Origin of the sequence: Pseudoalteromonas sp. JC3 (assembly GCF_030291895.1) — a bacterium.
Taxonomy (GTDB): domain Bacteria; phylum Pseudomonadota; class Gammaproteobacteria; order Enterobacterales; family Alteromonadaceae; genus Pseudoalteromonas.
Map to the genome: position 1 here is coordinate 152,400 of NZ_CP127856.1, position 24,039 is coordinate 176,438.

Genomic DNA, 24,039 nt, shown 5'->3' on the forward strand with positions numbered 1-24,039 from the left:
ATCGGAGGAAATTAACAGGTCAGACCTGTCAGCGGGAGAGCAAAATTCATGTCTGAACAAAACATACTAAAAACATCAAAAGGCGACCGAATCGCTATCGTGAGCGGCCTGCGTACGCCATTCGCAAAGCAAGCTACCGCTTTTCACCACGTTCCAGCCCTAGATTTAGGTAAAATCGTCGTCAACGAAATGCTTGAGCGTTTGAACTTCGATCGTAAAGAAATCGACCAACTGGTATTCGGCCAAGTTGTACAAATGCCGGAAGCACCAAACATTGCGCGTGAAATTGTGCTTGGCACTGGCATGCCAGTTTCTGTTGATGCTTACTCTGTATCACGTGCATGCGCAACCAGTTTCCAGGCGATTGCTAACGTTGCAGAGAGCATTATTTCAGGCCAAGTGAGTGTCGGTGTTGCTGGTGGTGCGGATTCTTCATCAGTGTTACCGATTGGCGTGAGCAAAAAGCTTGCAGGTAGCCTTGTTGACTTGAACAAAGCACGTACGCTTAAGCAGCGTTTACAGATTTTCTCAAAGCTAAGACTCAAAGACTTACTGCCAGTGCCACCGGCAGTTGCGGAATATTCAACTGGCTTATCAATGGGGCAAACCGCTGAGCAAATGGCTAAGACTCACGGGATCAGCCGTGCAGATCAAGATGCGATGGCGCACCGTTCACATACCTTAGCTGCAAAAGCATGGTCGGAAGGCCTATTAAACAATGAAGTGATGGCTGCCCATGTTGAGCCATACAAAAGCTTTATTGATAAAGATAATAACATCCGTGAAAACTCCTCATTGGAAAGCTACGCCAAGTTAAAGCCTGTATTTGACAGACAGCACGGCTCAGTAACTGCAGCAAATGCAACGCCACTGACCGATGGTGCAGCGGCAGTATTAATGATGAGCGAAAGTAAAGCAAAAGCGCTTGGCTACGATATCTTAGGTTATGTGCGTAGTTTCGCCTTCTCTGCAATCGGCGTACACGAAGATATGTTGATGGGTCCTGCACATTCAACGCCTGTAGCACTTGACCGAGCGGGTATTACCCTTGCTGATCTTGACCTGATAGAAATGCATGAAGCTTTCGCAGCGCAAGCGCTGTCCAATATGAAAATGTTTGGCTCAGACAAATTCGCGCAAGAAAAACTTGGTCGCAGTAAAGCAATTGGCGAAATCGACATGGATAAGTTTAACGTGCTTGGTGGTTCACTTGCATATGGTCACCCATTCGCAGCAACCGGTGCACGCTTGATCACGCAAAGCTTACATGAGCTTAAACGCCGCGGCGGTGGTCTTGCATTGACAACTGCCTGTGCTGCAGGTGGTCTTGGAGCCGCATTCGTATTGGAGAGCGCATAATGTCAGTATTTTCTTATGAATTAAACGACCATAAAGTCGCCATCGTTACAATCGACGTACCGGGCGAAAAAATGAACACCCTACGTGATACATTTGCTGATGAATTATTAGAGATCATTGCAAAGAGTAAGCAAGACGACGTAACGGGTATGGTTTTTATCAGTGGTAAAGACGATAACTTTATAGCGGGTGCAGACATTAAAATGCTAGACAGCGCTAAAACCCGTGATGATGCGCTCGCGATTTCGGAAATGTGTCATAAAACCTTCTTTAAATTGGCTGATTTACCATTCTCGACCGTTGCTGCGATCCACGGTGTAGCACTGGGTGGCGGCTTGGAGTTTGCGCTGGCTTGTGATTACCGTGTATGTACTGAAGACAGCAAGACTAAACTGGGTCTTCCAGAAGTACAGCTTGGTCTATTGCCAGGTGGTGGCGGTACACAGCGTCTACCGAAATTAGTTGGTATTCAAAAAGCACTTGAATGGATGCTAACTGGTAAACAAGTTCGACCTAAGCAAGCGAAAAAAGCGGGCTTAGTTGACGATTCCGTGCCGCACAGTATTTTACTCGATGTAGCGGTGAAGCTTGCCAGAAAAGGTAAGCCTAAGCCTCGCAAACCGAATTTAGACAAAATTAGCCAATTGCTAGAGTCTAACCCGTTCGGACGCAATATCATTTTCAAAAAAGCACAAGAAAATGTTGAGAAGAAAACGGGTGGTCACTATCCAGCGCCGCTCGCTATCATCAAAGCGGTACGTGCATCTGTAGAGCTGGACAAGCTTAAAGGTTATAAAACCGAAGCCGAGGGTTTTGCTGATTTAGTGATGTCTGAAGTATCGCGCTCGCTACGTGGGATTTTCTTTGCCACAACGGAAATGAAAAAGGATTTCCAAGGTGAAGATCTTGCTCCTGTGAAGCGTGTTGCAGTGCTAGGTGGTGGCTTAATGGGCGCAGGTATTACCCATGTTAGTGCGGTTAAAGCAGGCACTCCAGTACGTATTAAAGATGTTGCGCATCAGGGCATTAGCAACGCATTAAATTACAGCTATAAGATCCTAACGCAACGCCAAAAGCGCCGTATTATTTCAAAGGCAGAGATGCAGTCAACTTTGAATATGATCACGGGGACAACAGATTACTCTGGTTTTAAACACACAGACATGGTGATTGAAGCTGTATTTGAAGACTTAGACCTGAAACAGTCGATGGTAGCGGATATTGAACGCGAATGCAGTGAGAGTACGATATTTGCAAGTAATACGTCATCATTACCAATCGGCCAAATCGCGGCAAAAGCAACGCGTCCTGAAAACGTAATTGGTTTGCATTATTTCTCGCCAGTAGAAAAAATGCCGCTGGTGGAGATCATTCCGCACGATACCACCAGTGATGAGGTTATTGCGCGCACTGTGGCGTTTGCTCGCAAGCAGGGGAAAACCCCAATCGTAGTAAAAGACAAAGCTGGTTTTTACGTAAACCGTATTCTGGCTCCTTATGTCAACGAAGCGGCAAATCTTTTGCTTGCTGGTGAGCCGATAGAGAAAATCGATCAAGCCTTGGTTGAGTTTGGTTTCCCCGTTGGTCCTCTTGCGCTTCTTGATGAAGTAGGTGTAGACATTGGCTCTAAGATTGCGCCAATCCTAGAAAAAGAATTAGGTGCTCGCTTTAAGGCGCCGGATGCTTTTGCACGTATGATAGATAGCAAACGTCTTGGTCGCAAATCTGGTCGTGGTTTCTACACCTATGAAGGTAAAAAAGGCAAGCAAGTGGACGAGTCAGTTTATGAGTTACTCGGGGTCACGCCTTCTCCTAAATTGAATAAACAAGAAATTGCGAACCGCTGCGTTGCACAGATGCTCAATGAGGCTGCTCGCTGTCTTGATGAAGGTATTATTCGTAATGCAAGAGATGGTGATATCGGTGCTATTTTTGGCATTGGTTTCCCACCATTCTTGGGCGGCCCATTTAGTTATATGGACAAAAAAGGTGCCAATAAGGTGTGCTCAGAGTTATCAACATACGCTGCTGATAACCCTGCATTTACACCTGCGGAGCCGCTACTTGCAATGGCTGAAGAAGGCAAAGCTTATTACGAGTAACGATACCAATTTATCTTAATTGAAAATATCCTATCTGTAAGCCGCTGTAATGCGGCTTTTTTCGTTCTCTGGTCTAGACTTAGTAGCTGTAATGGTATGTAACTTTTGTACCATCGACATGGATTCTACAGCACCTAGACGGCCTCTAATTTCTTCTTTTGCTTACTGCACTCTAGGATTTGCTGAATTTGGACAGCAGAGTATATGAATAAACGTATTTTTTTGCAGATCAGTGGCTTAGTTATATTTACTATTTTGGTGAGTGGTGGTCTATTTTATTGGTCCACTTTGTTAAACCACTCCATTTCCTCATTTCATCAGTCATGGCAATCAGAAACTGAAGTTGCAATTAAACGTGCCGAGCTGCTAGCTGAGCTAGAGCGTAGTTTTGGTTATAACGGCTTTATTCATCACTTCAAAAATTATGTACTACGTCAAGACGAGATTTATTACGAACAGGCTTTAGCTGATGTTGAAGCCACCAAAGCGACCATCTTAAAATTGCAAAGTACGGCGCTAAGCAGTCAAGAGACAAAGGCATTAGCCGTTATTCAACACACCTTTGATGAATATACACAAATGCTTGCGCTTGCTAAGTCAAAATTTACATCAGGTAGGTTGAGCTCTGAAGTGGTGGACCGCTTAGTGAGAGTAGATGACACGGACGCAGAAGCTGCATTTAATTATTTGCGTAAGTCAATTGGAGAGAAATTTGAGCTTGCAAAGCAAAATCAATCTGTAAAGCTCGCTCAAACCCAAGAGTTGAGTAACACCGGTGTATTGTTGTTACTACCAATAGTCTTGTTGTTTGCTTGCTTGAACATCTTTACGCTCATTTTTGTGGTTAAACTTATCAACGAGAAACGAAAGTTATTCAATTCTACTCCTGATGCCATTTTATATTGTGACAAAGACGGTAGGCTTAAAGAAGTCAATAAGGCGTGTACTGACTTGTTTGGTTATCAACCTCAAGAACTACTAGGTATGAAGGTTGAAGACCTCATCCCAGAACGGTATACCGGTAAACACGTCGCGGACAGAGAAAAGTTCCAAGGTACCTCTACGATGCGCAGAGTGACGCATGATGGCCTTAAAATTGTAGGGCGACATCAATCAGGTGTGGAAATCCCGGTGGATATCGCGTTATCCACGGTGTCCGTCTCTAAAAATGATGTTTTTATTGCGGTGATCCGAGATTTACGTCAAGAACAAGAATTGAAGAACCGAGCTGAACTGGATTTCTTAACTCAGGTTATGAATCGCAGAAAGATTGAAGCGCTGCTGAAAGAAGAAGTGCAGCGGGCCATACGTTATCATCGAGCGCTATCGCTACTGGTAATCGACGTTGATCATTTTAAACAATTAAATGATACCGCAGGACACCAAGATGGTGATAATGCATTGAAGGAAGTTGGGCAGTTTCTAAGAGAGCAAGCACGCCCAAGCGACCATATTGGACGATGGGGCGGTGATGAATTTGTGATTATCTGCCCTGAAACTCGGCCGGATGCCGCGCTTAATTTTGCACAACGACTGGTGCATGAATTTACTCGTTTCACCAGTTTTGGACTGACATTTAGCATTGGCGTCGCGGGATACGAGCTTATTGGCGAAAGCTTTAATCACAAACGATGTTTTGAAGAAGCTGATTTAGCCCTCTATGAGTCGAAAAAGTCAGGTCGAGATCGTGCTTCGCTTTATATCGCGCCACGCAGCTCGTTGGACAAAAAGGCATAGTCTAAAACGAGATCTTTTACTTTAGCCGCTAAAAACTTTACAATTTGCGCCCAGTTTAGACTTGTGGCGGATGTTGATGCATAAAATAGAAGACCTCATTGCTGTTTTTAATGGGTTATTCCTGCACACGCTCAACACGGAGCTGGTAGTGGGCGACGACGAGCCCATCTATCTACCTGCAAATGAATCATACCCTCATCACCGCATTATTTTTGCTCATGGCTTTTATGCCAGTGCTTTGCATGAAGTTGCACATTGGCTCGTTGCGGGTGAAGCGCGTCGGCAACTCGAAGATTACGGCTATTGGTATTGTCCCGATGGACGAGATAAAGCGCAGCAGCTCGAATTTGAAAAAGTGGAAGTGAAACCACAAGCGATTGAGTGGGCGTTAAGCGTCGCAGCTGGTTTTTCATTTAATGTTTCCGTTGATAACCTCAACGGTGAACAAACTTGCCGTTTCAGCTTTCAACAACGGGTGCATCAGCAAGTGCTAGCTTTATTAGAAAGCGGATTTAATACCAGAACAACTCAACTACTCAACGCATTAAGCAATTTTTATAATACACCTTGGCCTTTACGCCAGCAGCAATTTAACTGGGATATCCCGACAGAGCTAAGCATGGAGTTTGACGATGCAATTTAAGCTTGGACTTATCATCAATCCTTTAGCTGGGCTTGGTGGGAGCGTTGCACTAAAAGGTAGCGATGGCGCAGAAACAGCTCAACAAGCTTTGGCGTTAGGTGCAGAGCCTCGCGCTAATCAGCGAGCAAAAACGGCTTTAACACAACTGCTTTCACATCAACAAAATATCGAAATATACACTGTTAATGGTGAGATGGGGGAGCGTACGGCAAAAGAGCTGGGTTTTAACACCCAAGTGATTTATCAAACTCAAAGTACGGCAACTCGTCCTGAAGATACCGAGACCGCAGCGCAAATGATGCAACAGCACGGTGTCGATTTGATTTTGTTTGCTGGGGGCGATGGTACTGCCCGCAACATTTGCCACGCGGTGGGTGATTCATGTCCTGTACTTGGGATCCCTGCTGGGTGCAAAATTCATAGCGGCGTATACGCGATAACGCCAAAAGCAGCTGGTAGAGTCGTTGAACTTTTGGTTACCGGAGAGCTTGTCTCCATTGGCGAAGCCGATGTGATGGACATTGATGAAGCAGCATTTCGTGAAGGGACTGTGCGCGCTAAGCGATTTGGTGAAATGCAAGTGCCGACCGAGCTGAGATATGTACAAGCGGTGAAAAACGGTGGTAAAGAAAGCGATGAATTAGTGTTAGCCGATATCGCTGCCTACGTGGTTGCCGAAATGGAAGAAGATGAAACCTACATTATGGGGTCTGGTTCTACCGTTGCAGCAGTGATGGAAGAGATGGGACTTGATAATACACTTCTAGGTGTTGATGTTGTAAGGGACCAAGCGCTGATCGCCCAAGATCAAACTGCGCAGCAATTGTTGTCGCTTGCTGATAACAAAACAAAGCTAGTGATCACATTAATTGGTGGGCAAGGACATATTTTTGGCCGCGGTAATCAGCAGCTAAGTCCTAACCTCATCAAAAAAATCGGCAAAGATAATATTATCCTTATCGCCACAAAATCGAAATTAAAGGCCTTAAATGGTCGTCCTTTAATTGCTGATACCGGTGACGAACAACTTGATGAGTCCTTAGCTGGATTTATTAAAGTGATCACTGGCTTCAATGACCATGTAATGTACGCCATAGGCCATCAAGAATAATTTAGGAATAACTATGTCTTTAGTAGAATATGTAGAGAAAGCGCAGCAGTTTTTTGATGAGCTTGTTGATAGAGCGAGCGATGATGAATTATTTGCTGGTGGCTATTTACGCGGTCACTTTGACTTAGCGGTAGGCTATGCACAAGTAGAGGAAGCAGATCTTTCGATTGATGAGCTAAATGCCAAAGTTGAAAGCAGCTTGGTAAAAGCATACCGAAATGGAGAGCTAAATGACGATGATAAAGCGCACGTGGTTTCTATTTGGGAGCAGGTGCAAAATCTAAAATAAATGCACCTCACCTGAGAGTAGCAGATGCTAGGGCCTGTTGACCTTTGCTGTTTGATTTTTGTTCTTCTGAGTGTGTTTTGATCGCGACGCTCGACTTGCCGCCTAGTAATCTAGGCAAAAGTTGAGCAACAATGAACAGAGCGCACTCAGGTGAACCCAAAGGGCAGCGCTTGATTGGCATTTCTTCTGTGTTGCCCCACAAGGATGTGGGGTAAGGTGACTTTGCAGGAGCACAAAGTCTTTATCGCCAGACTTACATAGAGCATCTATGCTACGCAGGCTCTGCCTTGTATAAACACCAATCAAGCTGCTGCAAAAACAAACTTGAAAGATAAACAGGCCCTAGAAGTGTAATTTGCATCTGCTACTCCGCCTCGCTTGGCTTTACATCAAAAATCGCCAATAGATGAATAACAGTGCAAAGCCCACTAAATAAATCAGCCCCAGTCCCGTCAAAATCTTGGTGTACATTGGTTGACTGCGATAGATCTCACCTTTCACTAATCCTAAATTCATCCAAGCAAAGATAGGAGTAGTGACAAACGCTGAGCTCATGGCAAACATTAGCATGCTCTTTAAGTCGGCTTTAAAAAACAGCACTACGGCCATACCAAGCGTTGCTTGTAGCAATAGAATGAGCGTGTAACTCTTTTTCGTTGTGTTCGGTCGTAACAGCTGAAGTGATTCACTAAGCACTCGGGAGTAGCCATCTAACACTGTGATCGTTGTTCCAAACATACACAAAAATGCGACGCCAGCAATTAGCCATCTGGCCCATTCGCCGATTGTATTGGCATACATATCAATGAGCTGCTGTGAGAACGCAACACCAGCGAGTTCCACAGGCTTATCTTGACCGTATTGCATTAGCATACCGAGTAAACAAAACACGACCGCAAGACCCAGCGTAACAAAATATCCCACCTTGAAATCCAGTAGGATCTGGCCACTTGTTAGTGATTGTTTAGCCATCTTCGTCTTTAGCCAAGAGGAATTAATGGCTGAAATCTCGATTGGTGCAGGCATCCAACCCATTAAGGCAACTAAAAAGCCCAGTAACGCGATGTCGTACGGGGATATCGGATCAATGGGGGCTGGATGGGCCGGTCCATTATTAGCCGCAATGGCAAGCGCCATAACCGTGGAAATGGTCAAAATTATCATCACCCATTTGCTTGTTACATCGAGTATTTTGTAGTGCCCAACCAGTAAGATTGCCAAGCAACTAGCCAAAAGTATAAAGCTTAACAATTCAATATTTATTGGAAATGGCAGCGAGTAGCTCAAGAGACTTGCGGTAAGTAATAGCACACCCGCGGTATTTACAATGGCTGCGAAAATATTGAGTAGCACAAAAACCTTAAATCCGAAGCGGTAATGTGCGTGATAACCTTCGACGACACTATGCTTAGAGTGGCTTGTGTACTCGACTGCATATTTAAAAAAGGGATATTTGAGCAAATTAACAACAACTATTAACCAGATCAATTGACTACCAAATAGTGCTCCAGCCTGAGTTGATGAAACGAGATGTGAACCACCGATAGCAGCAGTTGCCATTAATATTCCAGGCCCAAAGATGGCAAATTTGCCTTTAAGAGATAGCAGCGCTGGCAATGTAAATTCCTTAAGTTTTTTTATTTTAATTTTGCTGCCAGTCTACGAAGTTTTAAGAATTGCCGCAACAGTGTCGTTGAGTCGCATTTCACAGGCGGTGTTGAGTGTGAGATAACTAGTTGCTTACCCCATCCTGCTCTAAGAAGTATTCATCTAGGTCTTCTTTGATGTCCTGATAATCATCTTCATCTAAATTTAAAACCTTCAATACATCCGCTTTCATTAAGTGCCAATCAGGCGCTGCAACAAAACGTTTATTGATATGTGCAAAATTTTCCGCCATTTTTAGAGCAGAGAAAGCTAATTTCTGTTCTTCATCTTTACAGTTCCCCAAAAACTCGGGGTCATGATGGCATAAAATCATCTGACAAATACTTTGTGGCAAGTTCCAGGAAGCCGCGAGGAAGTAGCCGATAATAGCGTGATTGGTCTCGTACTTTTCTTCTTCGTGTTCGACTAACAGCTTGTCATAATCTTTGTTAGCGGCAATGAGCGTTTCCATATAATCGGGGTAATTTACTGCCATAGCGGCAATCCCTGCGTCGTGAAATAAGCCTAGTAAGTGCAAGTTTTCGATAGGAACACGCGATTTAAGTTTATTACCAATCACCATGATGCTATCCGCGATGTCTGAAGCGTTATCCCAAAACCGCTCCAAACTGATACAACATTTACGTTGGTCAAAGGTTTGTTTGAGCAAAAAGCCGGTCACCAGCTTACTAATAGAGTCTAGACCTAGAAAGACGACAGCCTGTTTTACATCAGTGACCGTTCTTGCCAAGCCGTATAGGGGCGAGTTGATGATTTTTAGCACCGCGGCTGAGGTGCTGACATCATGAGCGATAATAGAAGCGATGTCGTTCAGATCTGGATCTGCTGTAGCAAGTGCTGCTTGCAATTCGCTTATCAGCGCAGGTTTAGGTGGTAAATTGAAACCATGTTTGACGTCAGCTAACACTTTGTCGTCTAGATCTATCATCTAAAAATCCTTAATTTCAGACATATAAAAAGCATAGCGTAAATTCTTTATTGAACACTGACTTGAGACAAAAAAATACCAAGTCGGCTACTAATTCGGCAAAGTGTCTCGTCAATAGGCACGTTTTCTTGCTTAACATGTAAATATTAAGTTATGGTTAAGCAATTTTTTTCTTAGGGCAATGGTATGCACGAAACACAACAAGCGAACTCGCAAAACTCTGCGATCACCCGTTTTTTAAACGGGATTGAGCGGGTGGGGAATAAACTCCCTGATCCTGCAATCATTTTCTTATCAGCAATGTTGCTGATTTGGCTGCTATCTTGGTTATTTTCAGGCGTAGAATTTAGCGCTATTGATCCAAGAACCAATCAGGCGATTGTCGTTCACAATTTATTAGACCCAAATGCGCTTGCCGGATTTATGGCAACGATGGTAAAAACCTTCACGGGATTTGCGCCATTAGGCGTGGTGCTAGTTGCTATGCTAGGTGTGGGTGTCGCTGAACATTCTGGCTATATTAATACTGGCCTTAAAATCATGCTTAAACGCACGCCTCAAGCACTACTAACTCCTTCTATTATTCTTATCGCAATTGTAAGCCACACGGCGACAGACGCTGGATACGTGTTAGTTATTCCGCTTGCTGGTGTTATTTTCTATGCGATGGGAAGACATCCTCTTGCGGGTATTGCTGCGGCATTTGCTGGTGTAAGCGGCGGATTTAGCGCGAACTTTATTCCTTCTGGTATCGATCCGTTGCTACAAAGCTTTACCCAAAGTGCAGCGCAGATCATCGATCCAGAAATCGCGATTAACCCGCTAAATAACTGGTTTTTCACTTCAGCATCGAGTTTATTCATTATTTTATTAGGTTGGTATATCACCGATAAAATCATAGAGCCAAGACTAAAAGCGACAGAAATTGACGGCGATACTGATAGTTTGCCTTCGTTTGATGAGATCACAAGCAAAGAAAAGAAGGGCTTTGTGGTGGCGTCTATGGTGATGTTAGCAGGTATCGCGTTATTGGTTTATGCATCAAGCGGTGAAGATTCAGCACTACGCAGTCCGTCGGGTGCTTTAACTGATTTTAGTGCACCGTTAATGCAATCAATTGTGCCACTTATTTTCCTACTGTTTTGGATCCCAGGTGCGGTATACGGTTTCGTTGTTGGTACGTTCAAAACTTCAAAAGACATGATTGATGCCATGACTAAAGCCATGAATAGCATGTCTTACTATATTGTTATGGCGTTTTTCTGTGCACTTTTTATCAGTGCCTTCAGCCATTCAAATTTGGGCGCACTGCTTGCTATTGAAGGGGCCCAAATATTAAAGGCATTGGCGCTGCCAAGCTATGTTACCGTGGTTGGTATTATCTTCCTCACCGCATTTGTAAACCTATTTGTAGGGTCAAGCTCTGCGAAGTGGGCGTTGTTGGGGCCGATTTTTGTTCCGATGTTAATGCAATTGGGTATTTCACCAGATTTAACACAAGCGGCTTATCGTGTTGGTGATTCCGGCTCAAATATAATCACGCCGCTTATGCCTTACTTCCCGTTGGTTGTGGTTTACTGCCAGAAATACGTTAAGTCGACCGGGATAGGTACTTTGATAGCGATGATGTTGCCTTACTCAATTGCCTTTTTGATTGGTTGGAGCATCTTCTTATTGATCTATTGGATGCTTGGTATTCCGCTAGGTCTACAAGCAAGTTATACATACCCTGCTGGTATGTAATTTTAGGTTAAGTAAAAAAGCGCTGTTCAGTAAAGTGACAGCGCTTTTTATATACTGCTATTTGTTCTGCGCCTTACGCGGCTTTATTGATACCCAGCCAAGAAAATGAGCGATGTAAAAATGCCCCAGCGCCTGTTGTAATGCATTCACCATGGGCAATAACAATATATTGGGGTTGCCATGCGGCCATTTTTGAAAAACAGGCTCGGGCTTGCTGCTTCCCAAACATAAACGAAGTTCGCCAGTCTATGGGGGTTTTACCGTTAGGGCTAATAATCCCGGTGATTTTCGCTAATACTTTTTTAAAACCGGAGAAGTGATTAGGGTGAAAGTTCTCGATAAGATCTGTCAAAATTAATGTACTGCTCTCTTTGTGGAAGAATACGACTTCTTCCATCACCGCGCTGCCTTTAAAAATGAGTTGCTCAATATCTCCTTGCCACTCGGGTTCTGCCATGTCGCCTAGTTGGCGCTGAAAAGTAAGATCAGGCCGTTTTTTGTCGACACCTGGAGAAGCAAACATAATCGCATGTGGGAACTTTTCCTGCCAATCTCCCATAAATAGGTGGTGTAGTTTATTTGGAGAAATTAGATATTTGACTTGCCCAAGTTGCGTCAATTCACGGAGTAATCCTGCCGTTAATTTTCCAGGAGAGTGCACCCATAATGCGCCAGAGGAAAGCTTTACTATAGTGCTTCGGGTAGTGTACGGCATGCCAAAGAATGGTACCGCGGGGCCGTTGTGGATCCAAATGTTTTTACCAATTGCAATTAATTCGCTCATCTGATTTCCTTACTCTTGCTAGCGTGGATAACTATATCAGGGAAGCTTTTTGTTTGAAATATAGCCTTATGCAAGATTGTATGAAATTTATCTAAATCCTTGTATTTGCATACCTTATCATTAATCTTGGGCGCGTTGTTCAGTCCCATATCTCGCCATAAAAAGCGCAACGCTTTGCTCTACAATAAAGTCCGTTTCCTCCGTATTTGTGAGATCAAATCCATAAAGCCGTGGGTAAAAGATAAAAGACTTGAGTTGATATAAAAACTGTTGTGCTGCGAATGCCTGATGTTCGATATACAGTGCATTGTTAGCGACAGCATCGGCTAAAAACGTTTCTAAATAACGCATACAACCTACTTTACTGTTATTGAAATGCGCAGCCAATGTAGAGTCTTGCAACAACTCGATAAATGCCACGCGAGCCACTTTGATAAATGATTCAGAGGTGAGCAGATTGACTTCTCGTAAAGCGATTTCTTGAAGTTGTTTTGCAATCGAGACATCGGGTCGATATTGATAAATATCACCTTGGTCAACCTGAAGCATCATGTGTTCAAGTACGTTATACAGTAGTAGCTCTTTGGTCTCAAAGTGATTATAGATCGTTCGTTTAGACACTTCAGCGTGCTTTGCGATGAGATCCATACTGGTATTTTGAGCACCATGCTGAGCAAATAATTGCTGGGCAGCTTCTAGAATTTGCAGTCGCTTTCTTTCTGATTGTTTCATTTTATCTATTACAGGCAAGGGAATATCAACAAATGGATACTCCACATTCTAGCAAAACTAAAATAAATTACACTGCTTAGTTTACTTTCTATTCTTGATGTGTAAACTACACTGTGTAGTTTACTTTTGGTGGTTATATGAAAAAGCGAACATGGTTTGGATTGATTGTGGTCTTGCTGATAGGAGTAGGAGGAGTTATGGCTTCTAATTTAAATGCTGCGGTAAATCAAAGTGGGTATTCATCAACTCAATATAGTGATGGTAAATTTCATAATACTCATGAAACGAATAAAACGAGCCTAGGTAAGACGCTGGAAATTTTTTGGCGCTTTTTTACCGAGCAAAAAGTCAATGCGGTGCCGAAGGTTGATATGCCAGTAAAAGTGCTCACTGAGGAGAATTTAAAGGCACTTTCTGATACGCACACTCACGTTATCAAACTGGGACATTCATCAGTACTTATTAAAGCGCAAGGGCAGTATCTTCTGATTGATCCCGTTTTTGCTGAACGAGCATCACCATTTTCATTTATTGGTCCAAAGCGTTTTCATCAACCACCTATTACTATTGAATCATTGCCTCAAATTGATAAGGTGCTGATTTCACATAACCATTACGACCACCTAGACAAAGAAAGCGTAAAGCGATTAGCAGATAGAGTGGGGGTATTTTATGTACCTTTGGGTGTAGAAGGTGATTTGCAAAAGTGGGGAGTTCCCGCCGAGAAAATAAAGCAGTTTGACTGGTGGCAGTTTGAAGAGACCGCTGAGTTAACACTCACCTTTACACCTACTCAGCATTTTTCTGGACGTGGACTTGGAGATGCAAATAAAACCCTTTGGGGAGCGTGGGCTATTCGCACAGCAGACAAAAATATCTTTTTTAGTGGAGACTCTGGTTATTTTGCTGGATTTAAGGAAATAGGTGAACGGCTTGGTCCGTTTGACCTAACCTTAGTAGAGACCGGCGCCTATGATAAAGATTGGTCTGATATTCACATGACGCCAGAGCAAAGCGTACAGGCTCATATAGATTTGCGAGGAACGCATATGATCCCCATTCATAATGGTACTTTTGACTTGGCCTTTCACTCTTGGTTTGATCCGCTCGCAAGAGTGAAAATCGCAGCTGAGCAAAATCAAGTAGCACTGGTAACACCTGTTGTGGGTGAAGTATTGACGCTTTCAGAAACGCTATCAAGTAGCAGCTGGTGGGAAGCGTTGATGCCCTAATATCCATATCTTAGTGATTGAATGAGGGCTAACGCATGAGGCTGAAACCCTTATTCAGCATTCTTGTGTTAAGCAATCAACAGCCTTAATGAAAAGGCCATAAGCAACACAGCAAGTGCCTTTTCAACCAAGTTCATCTTGTTCAAGAACCAAGCGCGAGAAGATGGAGCTGAGAATAATAAGCTGACACAGATAAACCATAAAGCGTTAACACTGCACATCCAAGCGCCGTAAAAAAGTTGAATATGTAACGGAGTTCCTTGGCTGACGACATTGGTTACCACGGCTAAGAAAAACAGGGTTGCTTTTGGGTTGGTTGCATTAGTTAAAAAACCAAGACTAAAGGCTTTTTTGAGCGACTGTGAGCTTACATCAGCTTGGGCATTTTCTGTATCCAGTTGAATCGTTCCTGCACTTTTGAGCAGATGAATAGCGATGTAGATAAGATACGTAGCGCCGATTAATTTAGCTACTTGTAAAACCCAAGGTGAGGCCTGCATCAGTGCGCCGACACCAAGTAAGGTATATAAGATATGAACACTAAGTCCAGCGCCAATCCCCAAGGCTGTCATTGCGCCATGTAGTCTGCCGTATTTTAAGCTCTGTCTGACTGTAATAACAAAGTCGGGGCCCGGCAAGATCACTGCAACAAAATGAATGATGGCTAATGACAAAAACTCTGGCCAATACTGCACCATAATAAGCTCCCAATATAATATTGAATAATTGAGAACATTGTATTTTCATTCTCCTGAGAAGATAATAATCTAAAAATAGAAATAACTTTTGCATAGAGCGCACAAATGGGAGAGCTATGGCGACCAGTAAACATATTGAGCTACTGCAAGAAATGTCGATTTTTGTCTCTGTTGTCAACACTGGAAGTTTTTCTGAAAGCGCTCGGCAATTAGGTGTCTCGCCGTCATCAGTGAGTCGTGCCATAAAACAACTTGAGCAGCAATTGGGGGTGTGTTTACTTCAGCGTACCACCCGCAGCTTAAGATTGAGCGAAACAGGACGAGCTGTGTATGAGCGCTGTACTCAGTTGGAACAAGCCGCCAAAGACGTCATCTCGCTTTGTGAAAGCCATCATCAAACGGCACAAGGAACAGTTAAAATTGCAGCGCCAAAAGCGGTCGCACATACACTAATTCATCCAAGTGTAATGGCGTTTCTAGGCGAACTTCCAAACATTGATGTTCATTTGGTGTTGGACGACAACGCACTGGACCTGATCCGAGATGAAATAGACATTCTATTTAAAATTACTAACGAACCACCGCAGGGTTTAATAGGCAGAAGCGTAATGACGATAGAACATATAGTAGCGGCATCACCAAAATATCTTGCAACGCACTCAATTCCTACTCACCCTAAAGAACTAATACAACACAGCTGCATTGCTTTGGGGGAAACGGATGCCGATGCTAAGTGGCGATTCAGAAAAGGCACACAAAAACACACAACCTCCGTTAGCGGGCGCTATAAAGCAAATCATACTCGAGTGAGGTTAGATGCTGCGCTGCAAGGGCTTGGGATCACAAGCTTACCTATGTTTGTAGCTAAAGATGCGTTAGCGTCGGGAAAGTTGATACAGGTATTACCTGAATGGGATTTCGAGACTAATTATTCGGGCGAGCTTTGGATGTTATATCCTGCTACTCGCCATATTCCCGCGAAGGTGAGTGTTTTTGCTGACTTTATTGTACAGCGACTTACCAGGGGTTGTTGAGTTTTACTGTATATTAAAACCCGCTCGTAATAATTACAGTGAAAAGCGATAGCTTAACGTTGCACTTGCTTGAACTTGTTTCAACTGTTCATCATCAAAGTGCCAGCTGCAGGTATTTTGAGTTGCAGGGTCAATATCACAAGTAACTTCTGAATCATTGTTTAGAAGGCTCACAATCCAACGCACTTCGGCACCTAGGTGGAAGCCCGCGCCGATATTATATTCAAGGCCTGTGTATAAACCGGTCGCGAAGAAAGTATCTGAGTCGATAAAATTGGGGTTAATGAAAGTCGCACCAAGCTGTGCACCCAGATAAACATCTATGTTGTCTGTGAGAGGATGTACTACTGCGCTTTGAAATAGTAGGTATTCCATTTCCACTTTGTTTAGTGGGTAAGCAGTAAGTTGGGTCTCAGTTTTACCATAGTAAAATCCGTAACGGCCTTCTGATAAATACTTGTCTAAGCTCACCCCAAAATGCGAGTCGTCTTCTAATTCGTATGTTTGGTGGCGAGAAGTTTCGATGTCACTGCTGTACGTTTTGCCACCATATATTGAAACACCAAAATCTCCGTAATCTGCGGCACTGACGTTGCTTGAAACAACTAACGCCAAAATAGTCACTAATGAAGCTACTTTCATAAAGTTCATTTCCTTGAGTTGGAATAATTTTTTAGATTTGAGCCTAAGTATATCAATGATGAAAGAAAATAATAACGAGGTTGGTCTATTTACTTGCATTTCTTTGGTTAGATTTTTATTATTACTTTGCTTATTTGATTTGGAAAAGTACCTTGCAAGTATTCTTACGTTTACTTATCACATTGTTCGTGGTGGCTACACTTAGTGGTCAAAACGCGGCTGCCTCTATGGCAGCATGTGAAATGCATGGCGCTACCAGTCATAATACAAGTCATCAAATGCTTCAAAGTAACGTGCAATCGGCAGAGCCTCATCATCATGAAACGATGGTTGAGATGGATTGTTGTGACCCTCAGAACACAGCACAATGCAGCGACTGTACTTGCCCCACACATATGTGCTCCACAAATCTTGCAGCGTTTTCGCCAAGAGAGTGGATAGCGCCTATTTTACTGAAAAACGATAAATTAAGTTTCACAAGTGGTCAACTCAGCGACTACCCTCGCTCTCTTTATAAACCCCCAATACTTGCCTAGCCTCAGGGCTGATCTGCCTTAATTTCAAAGTTTTGTACGATTAATCGTCTTTTTTGACGTAATTTTCAACGAATTGATTGATACCTGTTGCACTAACGTAATTGGTATTGCATGCGAGGTTAGCATGAAAAAGTTTTATTTAGTGATGACGCTATGGCTAATGAGTGCCGTGGCATACGGTAAATCCAATATAGAATTGGAAGTCTTTAAATCCCCAACCTGCGGCTGTTGTGAGCTGTGGTTAAACCATTTAACTGCGCAAGGTATCGCGCACAAAGCCACCGATTTAAATTATCTTGGCTCACTTAAGAGTAAGTTTGGTATTAAGCAAAATTTTCAATCTTGTCACACCGGGGTTTCTAAAAATGGTTTTATTTTTGAAGGGCATGTTCCTGCCAAGTTCATTAAACAGTTTTTGCAAAACGAAACGTTAACTCAAGACATACAAAATATCGGCTTGAGTGTGCCGGCTATGCCACTTGGATCGCCTGGTATGGAAGTTGGCGAGCGTTTTATGCCTTATCAAGTATTGCTACTCAAAAAAGATGGGAGCTATGAGGTTTTTGCTGAAATTGACAGTTATGAGGAACAATTCTAATGACAATCAAAGTTTCCCTGTTTATCGCAACACTGATACTACCTCAGATAGCACAGGCCAATATTGCAACGTTAGAGCAAGCGATAGATGCCGCCATCAGCAACGATCCTTGGCTTAAATCTAGCCAATACAAGCGTTCTGCGATGCAATCTATGAGCCGCGAAGCGCTAAGCTACCCTGATCCTCAGGTGTCCATCGGTATGATGAATCTGCCTGTTGATAGTTGGGAGTTTAATCAAGAGGGGATGACCCAGCTTAAAGTTGGTGTGATGCAGATGTTGCCGCGAGGAGATAGCCTCGAAATTAAGAGCCAACAATTGGCACTTGACGCTAAAAAGCAACCGATTTTACAAGCGGATAGAAAAGCGCAAGTGCGCCGCGATGTTTCTCAGGTGTGGCTTGATATTGTACAAGCCAAAAAGACGTTAGAATTGATTGAACGCGATAGTGTGTTGTTTGACCAAATGGTAGAAATTGCCAATGCTAGCTACTCCAATGCGCTTGGTGCTACACGCCAGCAAGATGTGATCCGTGCTCAGCTTGAGGTGATGCAATTAGATGACAAGCGTTCCGCGGCTTATCAGCAGCTTAACACTGCTAAGGCAAAGCTTTCGCAATGGCTGTTAAATGATGCATTCACTAATTCAAATGCGCTGAGTGTCCTTGACCAAAACGAAGTGACACTGCCGTTGATCCGCTCAATTGCGCCAAAGTTGATGCAGCAACGTCCAGTTGATAGTCAAACTGTAGTACAACATTTGACTCATCACCCGTTGGTTGTTGCCGCCGATGTTGATACATACCGCGCCAATCAAGGGGTAAAGTTAGCTGAGCAGGCATATAAACCACAGTTTTCCGTCAATGCGAGTTACGCATATCGGGATGATGCACCGGATCAGATGTCTCGCACTGACTTTTTCAGCGTTGGTGTGTCTTTCGACGTTCCGTTATTCACAGATGGAAAACAAGACCAGCAAAAAGCGGCAGCGACCGCACAAGTTGAGGCGAGTAAAACCGACCGCTTGCTGGTGCTAAAGCAGCTGTTTTCAAACTTAAATGGAGAAATTCAAACTATCCAACGATTGCAAGAAAGGCAATCGCTATACGCAAAATCAATTGTGGCACAAAGCGCTGAACAGGCCGAAGCTGCATTGACCGCTTATACCAATGATGATGGCGACTTTTCCGAGGTAGTGAGGGCGCGTATCGCGAAACTGAATGCGCAGTTATCAGCACTTTCCATTGATATTGCATTGTTAAAAGCGGTGGTACGCAGTAACTACTATTTGGCTCAAATTGAAGAGGATGCAAGCCATGAATAACAACTTAAAAATGACGCTGGTTGCCGTCACGACATTAACGGCAGGCGTGCTAGTTGGGATAAATCTCTCTTCAAGTAACGAGTCTGCGGTAGCGCAAAACGCTGAGAAAGCGCCACTTTATTGGGTTGCACCTATGGATCCGAACTATCGTCGTGATAAGCCAGGTAAGTCTCCGATGGGAATGGATCTCGTACCTGTGCACGAAGAAGAGTCTGCGAATGCAAAATTTGGTGAGGGGGTTGTGGAGATAGCGCCTCACGTTGAAAACAACTTGGGCGTTCGTACTGCGGTGGCCATGCGTCAAGCGATGTCTCACCAAATCCGTACGGTTGGGTATGTTCAGTACAACGAAGATAGCTTAGTTCACATTCATCCTCGAGTTGAGGGCTGGGTTGAAAAGCTCTACGTGAAAGCAGCAGGAGATCCGGTGAAGCAAGGTGAACCACTGTATACCTTGTACTCGCCGCAACTGGTTAATGCGCAAGAAGAATACCTTATTGCTAGAAAGCGTAATAATCAGGCGCTGATAAACGCCGCGCATGAAAGGCTCAAGGCATTGCACCTGAGTGATGACTTTATCAATACGCTTAAAAAAACGGGTGAAGTGCATCAAAGCATTACCTTTTATGCGCGTCAATCTGGGGTGTTGGATGGACTCCAGATCCGAGAAGGGTTTTACGTAAAACCAGGCACAACGCTCATGAGTATCGCCAAACTTGACGAAATTTGGGTCGAAGCTGATGTATTTGAACGTGATGCTATGTTGGTCGCTCAGGGGCAAGCGGTTTCCATGAGGTTAGACTTTTTACCCGGCAGAACGTGGCGAGGGCAAGTCGATTACGTCTACCCCTCACTCAATGAAAAAACACGGACACTTAGAGTAAGGCTCAGGTTTGACAACAGTGATGCGCTATTAAAGCCAAATATGTTTGCGCAAGTGAACATTCATGCCGATTCTCGTGACGATGTATTGCAAGTGCCGAGTGAAGCTGTGATCCGCACTGCCAAACAAAATCGTGTTGTCGTTGAAGTTGCACCCGGTAGCTTTAAATCGGTTGCCGTTGAACTGGGTCAAATTGGTGATGAAAACATTGAAATCCTCAAAGGCCTTAACGAAGGAGACAAGATTGTTACGTCAGCCCAATTCCTGATTGATTCTCAATCGAGCATTACTTCTGATTTTATGCGTATGGCGCCAGTTGCTGAGGCTAAGTCAGTTTGGATTGAAGGAGAAATTCAAAGCGTGAACTACCAAAGTCGAGTAGTGAATATCGATCATCAACCCGTACCCGAGTGGGAATGGCCTGAAATGGTGATGGATTTTACCGTGGCTGAAAGTGTCGATGTTGACGAATTAAACGCTGGACAGACTTTGCATTTTGAAGCCACGAAACAGGATGACGGTAGCGTATTACTGACAGGCATTCACATTATGTCCGAAGGAAGTACGACCGAAAATACCTTACCAACAGCAACAGTGGGTGGCGTGATAAACACCATCACCCCTGACACCCGAGTGCTTAATATTTCTCGCGATGCCATTGAAAAATGGGACCGTCCCGCAACAACGATGGACTTTGTTGCAGCTGAGCACATTGATTTAAGCCAGCTTATGACAGGAATGAAGGTGACTTTCACCTTTGAAGTGGGTGACGAATTTGTGGTGACTGATATCAAACCTGCAGGCGAGATGTCGATGAATATGCACTCTGGCCACTAAGGAGCATTTACAATGATCCAAGCAATAATTCACTGGTCAGTATACAACCGCTTTTTTGTGGTACTGCTGACACTTATGCTGGTGGGGGCTGGGCTATTTACTCTTAAAAACACGCCTGTCGATGCCATTCCAGATTTGTCTGATGTACAAGTTATTGTCAAAACACCTTATCCTGGACAGGCACCACAAGTGGTGCAAGATCAGGTGACATTTCCGCTGACCACCGCCATGCTCTCTGTGCCGGGCGCAAAAACCGTACGTGGTTATTCCTTCTTTGGGGATTCCTATGTTTACGTTATTTTTGACGATAAAACGGATCTTTACTGGGCGCGCAGTCGTGTTCTTGAATACCTAAGTCAAGTCGCACCACAATTACCCGATGCGGCAAAACCGCAGTTGGGCCCTGATGCCACTGGGGTGGGTTGGGTGTATCTTTATGCATTAGTTGATAAAACCGGTAGACACGATATTAGCCAGCTACGCAGCTTACAAGATTGGTTTTTAAAGTTTGAGCTGCAATCGGTTGCCGGCGTGTCAGAAGTCGCGCCGATTGGTGGTATGGTGAAACAGTATCAAGTGCAGGTTGAACCCAACAAATTGCGCGCTTACGGTATTCCGCTTACGCATGTACAGCAGGCGCTGCAGCGGGGTAACCAAGAATCGGGCGCTTCTGTGATTGAGATGGCTGAAGCCGAATATATGGTGACAAGTACGGGATATATTCAAAGCGTTAAAGATATTGAAGCTATCCCACTTGGGCAAGCTGTCAAAGGCACGCCATTAACGATAGCAGATGTTGCGTCTGTCAATATTGGACCGCAAATGCGTCGTGGCATTGCTGAGCTTAACGGCGAAGGAGAAGTTGTTGGCGGTGTTGTAGTCATGCGCTTTGGAGAAAACGCGCAAAAGACCATAGATGGGGTAAAGCAAAAACTTGCTGAGCTACAACAAGGCTTACCTGAAGGGGTGGAAGTGGTGACGGTTTACGATCGCTCCGAGCTTATCACCAAAGCCATTGATAATCTTTGGTCTAAGTTACTTGAAGAGCTGGTGGTGGTGGCCTTAGTGTGTGTGGTGTTCTTATTTCATATTCGCTCTTCCGTGGTTGCGGTGATCACTTTGCCACTTGGCATTCTGGTGGCTTTTATCGTGATGTATTTTCAAGGGGTGAACGCAAATATCATGTCCCTTGGTGGCATAGCCATTGCTATCGGGGCGATGACCGACGGTGCAATCGTGATGATTGAAAACATGCATAAACACATGGAAAAAACGCCACTCAATGATGAAAATCGCTGGGAAATCGTCGCAAAGTCGGCTTCTGAGGTTGGTCCTGCGCTGTTCTTTAGTTTGCTGATTATTACCGTAAGCTTCTTACCTGTGTTTATTCTTGAGGCGCAAGAAGGGCGTATGTTTGCCCCTCTGGCATACACTAAAACGTATGCGATGGCCGCATCGGCAGGGCTTGCCATTACGCTTATTCCTGTGCTGATGGGATACTTTATTCGCGGTAAAGTTGTGCCCGAGCATAAAAATCCAATCAATCGAATGTTGGTTGGCGCGTATATGCCCTTGTTGAAACAAGTTTTACGCTTTCCTAAGCTGACGTTGTTGGCTGCTGCTGCTATTACTGTCGTTGGCTTTTATCCAATGGATAAAATCGGCAGCGAGTTTATCCCACCTTTGGATGAAGGGGATTTAATGTACATGCCGACTACATATCCAAGTATTTCGATTGGTAAAGCCAGAGAAATTTTGCAGCAAACCGACAAATTGATAGCGACGGTGCCTGAGGTAAAAAATGTCTTTGGTAAAATTGGTCGCGCGGAAACCGCAACCGATCCTGCCCCGTTGACGATGATTGAGACCTTTATTCAATTAAAACCTAAAGATCAGTGGCGTGAGGGAGTGACCACTGAAAAGCTCAAAGCGGAACTCGATAAGCTAGTGCAGTTTCCGGGCTTAACCAATGCTTGGGTGATGCCCATCAAAACGCGTATTGATATGCTCGCGACGGGGATTAAAACGCCTGTTGGAATTAAAGTCGCGGGTCCAGATTTAGATACTATCCAAAAGATTGGTCAAGATCTTGAACGTATTTTGAGTCAGGTAGAGGGTACAGCTTCGGTCTATTCAGAGCGGGTAGCTGGGGGGCGTTATATTAAGGTCGATATTCAACGTGATAAAGCCGCGCGATTTGGGCTCAATATTGCTGATGTACAGCAAGTGGTCGCAACTGCAATTGGTGGAATGGACGTCACGCAAACCATTGAAGGACAAGAGCGCTATCCGGTTAGTTTGCGCTACCCGCAAGACTTACGCGATTCTCCAGAAGCACTGCGGAAGCTTCCTATAGTCACCGCCGAGGGATTAAATATTGCCCTAGGTGATGTGGCAACTATCTATATTGAAAATGGGCCACCGGGCATTAAAAGCGAGAACGCTCGTATTAATGGTTGGACGTTTATTGATTTAGATGGTGTCGATGTTGGCAGCTATGTGGCAGCCGCTAAACAAGTACTGAGCGAGCAGTTGGAGTTACCTGCAGGTTATTCCATCAGTTGGGCTGGTCAATACGAATATATGGAGCGTGCTAAAGCTAAATTGACTTATGTGGTGCCGCTCACGCTTGGGATCATTATCGTTTTACTCTATTTGAACTTTAGAAGCTTTAGCGAAGTGGCAATTATCATGGCGACGTTACCTATGGCGATGATTGGTGGACTGTGGCTGCTATACCTTGAGGGGTTTAACTTTTCGGTCGCAGTTGGCGTTGGTTTTATAGCGCTTGCTGGTGTTGCCGTTGAAATAGGCGTTATCATGCTCGTGTATCTCAACCAAGCCATCAGCGAGCTTAAGGAGAAACAACCGATCATAACCCTTGAAGCCATTAATAATGCCATTTTAGAAGGTGCGGGCAAACGCATTCGTCCAGTCATGATGACGGTGGCAACAATTATTATCGGGTTATTGCCAATCCTTTACGGTTCGGGCACAGGTTCTGAGGTAATGAGCCGCATCGCCGCGCCTATGGTAGGCGGAATGGCAAGCGCACTATTACTTACCTTAGTGGTGTTACCTGTAGTGTATATGTTGATGATCCGTTGGCGTGAGAAAGTTAATAATTAATCGATAACGGAAAAAGTTTGCCTCAAGCGCAG

The 24,039-nt window shown here is 44.1% G+C and carries 20 protein-coding genes; 14 read left to right on the forward strand and 6 right to left on the reverse strand.

The genetic code is table 11. From position 1 onward, the window contains the following. Positions 1-48: 48 nt before the first annotated feature. The 6 genes from fadI (at position 49) to QSH61_RS19525 (ending at position 7,241) form a co-directional block, all read left to right on the forward strand. Positions 49-1,359, forward strand: a complete 1,311-nt coding sequence (fadI, locus tag QSH61_RS19500) for an acetyl-CoA C-acyltransferase FadI (protein ID WP_010605222.1) — start codon at positions 49-51, stop codon at positions 1,357-1,359. Beyond that, a complete protein-coding gene (gene fadJ / locus QSH61_RS19505) occupies positions 1,359-3,461 on the forward strand; it encodes a fatty acid oxidation complex subunit alpha FadJ (RefSeq protein WP_206471886.1) in 2,103 nt (700 codons plus the stop codon). The genes fadI and fadJ overlap by 1 nt, the downstream gene beginning before the upstream one ends. A 204-nt stretch (positions 3,462-3,665) precedes the next feature. Then, positions 3,666-5,198 (forward strand): sensor domain-containing diguanylate cyclase, encoded by a 1,533-nt coding sequence (locus QSH61_RS19510; protein WP_010605224.1) that lies wholly within the window; start codon positions 3,666-3,668, stop codon positions 5,196-5,198. Between the two features lie 76 nt (positions 5,199-5,274). Further along, a complete protein-coding gene (locus tag QSH61_RS19515; protein ID WP_045990526.1) occupies positions 5,275-5,841 on the forward strand; it encodes an elongation factor P hydroxylase in 567 nt (188 codons plus the stop codon). After that, a complete protein-coding gene (locus QSH61_RS19520) occupies positions 5,831-6,952 on the forward strand; it encodes an ATP-NAD kinase family protein (RefSeq protein ID WP_174169369.1) in 1,122 nt (373 codons plus the stop codon). Before QSH61_RS19515 ends, QSH61_RS19520 begins: the two co-directional genes overlap by 11 nt. A 13-nt stretch (positions 6,953-6,965) precedes the next feature. Continuing rightward, positions 6,966-7,241 (forward strand): YfcL family protein, encoded by a 276-nt coding sequence (locus tag QSH61_RS19525; protein ID WP_010377735.1) that lies wholly within the window; start codon positions 6,966-6,968, stop codon positions 7,239-7,241. A gap of 384 nt (positions 7,242-7,625) precedes the next feature. On the opposite strand, the gene QSH61_RS19530 is transcribed toward QSH61_RS19525, so the two are convergent. Both QSH61_RS19530 and QSH61_RS19535 read right to left on the reverse strand, forming a co-directional pair. Then, complete coding sequence (locus QSH61_RS19530) at positions 7,626-8,858, reverse strand: NRAMP family divalent metal transporter (protein ID WP_010605227.1); 1,233 nt, start codon at positions 8,856-8,858, stop codon at positions 7,626-7,628. A gap of 115 nt (positions 8,859-8,973) precedes the next feature. Next, positions 8,974-9,837 (reverse strand): HDOD domain-containing protein, encoded by an 864-nt coding sequence (locus tag QSH61_RS19535; protein WP_206471887.1) that lies wholly within the window; start codon positions 9,835-9,837, stop codon positions 8,974-8,976. Positions 9,838-10,023: 186 nt separating this feature from the next. Between QSH61_RS19535 and QSH61_RS19540 the strand changes: the two genes are divergently transcribed. Beyond that, entirely contained in the window at positions 10,024-11,580 is a 1,557-nt protein-coding gene (locus QSH61_RS19540; RefSeq protein ID WP_010605229.1) for an AbgT family transporter, read from the forward strand. Between the two features lie 73 nt (positions 11,581-11,653). Here QSH61_RS19540 and QSH61_RS19545 read toward each other — a convergent pair whose 3' ends face one another. Both QSH61_RS19545 and QSH61_RS19550 read right to left on the reverse strand, forming a co-directional pair. Next, positions 11,654-12,364, reverse strand: a complete 711-nt coding sequence (locus QSH61_RS19545) for a DUF4336 domain-containing protein (RefSeq protein WP_206471888.1) — start codon at positions 12,362-12,364, stop codon at positions 11,654-11,656. Positions 12,365-12,484: 120 nt separating this feature from the next. Then, a complete protein-coding gene (locus tag QSH61_RS19550; protein WP_010377743.1) occupies positions 12,485-13,096 on the reverse strand; it encodes a TetR/AcrR family transcriptional regulator in 612 nt (203 codons plus the stop codon). A gap of 197 nt (positions 13,097-13,293) precedes the next feature. On the opposite strand from QSH61_RS19550, the gene QSH61_RS19555 reads away from it, so the two are divergent. Next, complete coding sequence (locus QSH61_RS19555) at positions 13,294-14,328, forward strand: MBL fold metallo-hydrolase (RefSeq protein ID WP_206471889.1); 1,035 nt, start codon at positions 13,294-13,296, stop codon at positions 14,326-14,328. 68 nt (positions 14,329-14,396) lie between these two features. Here the strand turns inward: QSH61_RS19555 and QSH61_RS19560 are convergent, their stop codons facing one another. Continuing rightward, positions 14,397-15,026: a LysE family translocator gene (locus QSH61_RS19560; RefSeq protein WP_010605233.1), complete on the reverse strand. Its 630-nt coding sequence runs from the start codon at positions 15,024-15,026 to the stop codon at positions 14,397-14,399. Between the two features lie 116 nt (positions 15,027-15,142). Between QSH61_RS19560 and QSH61_RS19565 the strand changes: the two genes are divergently transcribed. Beyond that, positions 15,143-16,060 carry a LysR family transcriptional regulator gene (locus QSH61_RS19565; protein ID WP_174169363.1) on the forward strand — a complete coding sequence of 306 codons (918 nt, stop codon included), beginning with the start codon at positions 15,143-15,145 and terminating at the stop codon, positions 16,058-16,060. A 33-nt stretch (positions 16,061-16,093) separates the two neighbouring features. Here QSH61_RS19565 and QSH61_RS19570 read toward each other — a convergent pair whose 3' ends face one another. Beyond that, positions 16,094-16,702, reverse strand: a complete 609-nt coding sequence (locus QSH61_RS19570) for a putative outer membrane beta-barrel protein (RefSeq protein WP_174169362.1) — start codon at positions 16,700-16,702, stop codon at positions 16,094-16,096. A gap of 152 nt (positions 16,703-16,854) precedes the next feature. On the opposite strand from QSH61_RS19570, the gene QSH61_RS19575 reads away from it, so the two are divergent. The 5 genes from QSH61_RS19575 to QSH61_RS19595 all read left to right on the forward strand — a co-directional run bounded on the left by QSH61_RS19575 (position 16,855) and on the right by QSH61_RS19595 (position 24,007). Next, positions 16,855-17,238 (forward strand): hypothetical protein, encoded by a 384-nt coding sequence (locus QSH61_RS19575; RefSeq protein WP_248298686.1) that lies wholly within the window; start codon positions 16,855-16,857, stop codon positions 17,236-17,238. Between the two features lie 124 nt (positions 17,239-17,362). Continuing rightward, on the forward strand, positions 17,363-17,836 hold the full coding sequence (locus QSH61_RS19580) for a DUF411 domain-containing protein (protein ID WP_174169360.1): 474 nt from the start codon (positions 17,363-17,365) through the stop codon (positions 17,834-17,836). Beyond that, entirely contained in the window at positions 17,836-19,158 is a 1,323-nt protein-coding gene (locus QSH61_RS19585; protein ID WP_206471891.1) for a TolC family protein, read from the forward strand. Before QSH61_RS19580 ends, QSH61_RS19585 begins: the two co-directional genes overlap by 1 nt. After that, positions 19,151-20,878 (forward strand): efflux RND transporter periplasmic adaptor subunit, encoded by a 1,728-nt coding sequence (locus QSH61_RS19590; protein ID WP_206471892.1) that lies wholly within the window; start codon positions 19,151-19,153, stop codon positions 20,876-20,878. Before QSH61_RS19585 ends, QSH61_RS19590 begins: the two co-directional genes overlap by 8 nt. A gap of 12 nt (positions 20,879-20,890) precedes the next feature. Further along, positions 20,891-24,007: an efflux RND transporter permease subunit gene (locus QSH61_RS19595; protein WP_206471893.1), complete on the forward strand. Its 3,117-nt coding sequence runs from the start codon at positions 20,891-20,893 to the stop codon at positions 24,005-24,007. Positions 24,008-24,039 lie beyond the last annotated feature (32 nt).

Excerpts from the sequence above, each read along its gene's own strand:
- fadI (WP_010605222.1), top strand. The coding sequence starts at position 49 with ATGTCTGAACAAAACATACTAAAAACATCAAAAGGCGACCGAATCGCT.
- fadJ (WP_206471886.1), top strand. The coding sequence starts at position 1,359 with ATGTCAGTATTTTCTTATGAATTAAACGACCATAAAGTCGCCATCGTT.
- QSH61_RS19510 (WP_010605224.1), top strand. The coding sequence starts at position 3,666 with ATGAATAAACGTATTTTTTTGCAGATCAGTGGCTTAGTTATATTTACT.
- QSH61_RS19515 (WP_045990526.1), top strand. The coding sequence starts at position 5,275 with ATGCATAAAATAGAAGACCTCATTGCTGTTTTTAATGGGTTATTCCTG.
- QSH61_RS19520 (WP_174169369.1), top strand. The coding sequence starts at position 5,831 with ATGCAATTTAAGCTTGGACTTATCATCAATCCTTTAGCTGGGCTTGGT.
- QSH61_RS19525 (WP_010377735.1), top strand. The coding sequence starts at position 6,966 with ATGTCTTTAGTAGAATATGTAGAGAAAGCGCAGCAGTTTTTTGATGAG.
- QSH61_RS19535 (WP_206471887.1), bottom strand. The coding sequence starts at position 9,837 with ATGATAGATCTAGACGACAAAGTGTTAGCTGACGTCAAACATGGTTTC.
- QSH61_RS19540 (WP_010605229.1), top strand. The coding sequence starts at position 10,024 with ATGCACGAAACACAACAAGCGAACTCGCAAAACTCTGCGATCACCCGT.
- QSH61_RS19545 (WP_206471888.1), bottom strand. The coding sequence starts at position 12,364 with ATGAGCGAATTAATTGCAATTGGTAAAAACATTTGGATCCACAACGGC.
- QSH61_RS19550 (WP_010377743.1), bottom strand. The coding sequence starts at position 13,096 with ATGAAACAATCAGAAAGAAAGCGACTGCAAATTCTAGAAGCTGCCCAG.
- QSH61_RS19555 (WP_206471889.1), top strand. The coding sequence starts at position 13,294 with ATGGCTTCTAATTTAAATGCTGCGGTAAATCAAAGTGGGTATTCATCA.
- QSH61_RS19560 (WP_010605233.1), bottom strand. The coding sequence starts at position 15,026 with ATGGTGCAGTATTGGCCAGAGTTTTTGTCATTAGCCATCATTCATTTT.
- QSH61_RS19565 (WP_174169363.1), top strand. The coding sequence starts at position 15,143 with ATGGCGACCAGTAAACATATTGAGCTACTGCAAGAAATGTCGATTTTT.
- QSH61_RS19570 (WP_174169362.1), bottom strand. The coding sequence starts at position 16,702 with ATGAAAGTAGCTTCATTAGTGACTATTTTGGCGTTAGTTGTTTCAAGC.
- QSH61_RS19580 (WP_174169360.1), top strand. The coding sequence starts at position 17,363 with ATGAAAAAGTTTTATTTAGTGATGACGCTATGGCTAATGAGTGCCGTG.
- QSH61_RS19585 (WP_206471891.1), top strand. The coding sequence starts at position 17,836 with ATGACAATCAAAGTTTCCCTGTTTATCGCAACACTGATACTACCTCAG.
- QSH61_RS19590 (WP_206471892.1), top strand. The coding sequence starts at position 19,151 with ATGAATAACAACTTAAAAATGACGCTGGTTGCCGTCACGACATTAACG.
- QSH61_RS19595 (WP_206471893.1), top strand. The coding sequence starts at position 20,891 with ATGATCCAAGCAATAATTCACTGGTCAGTATACAACCGCTTTTTTGTG.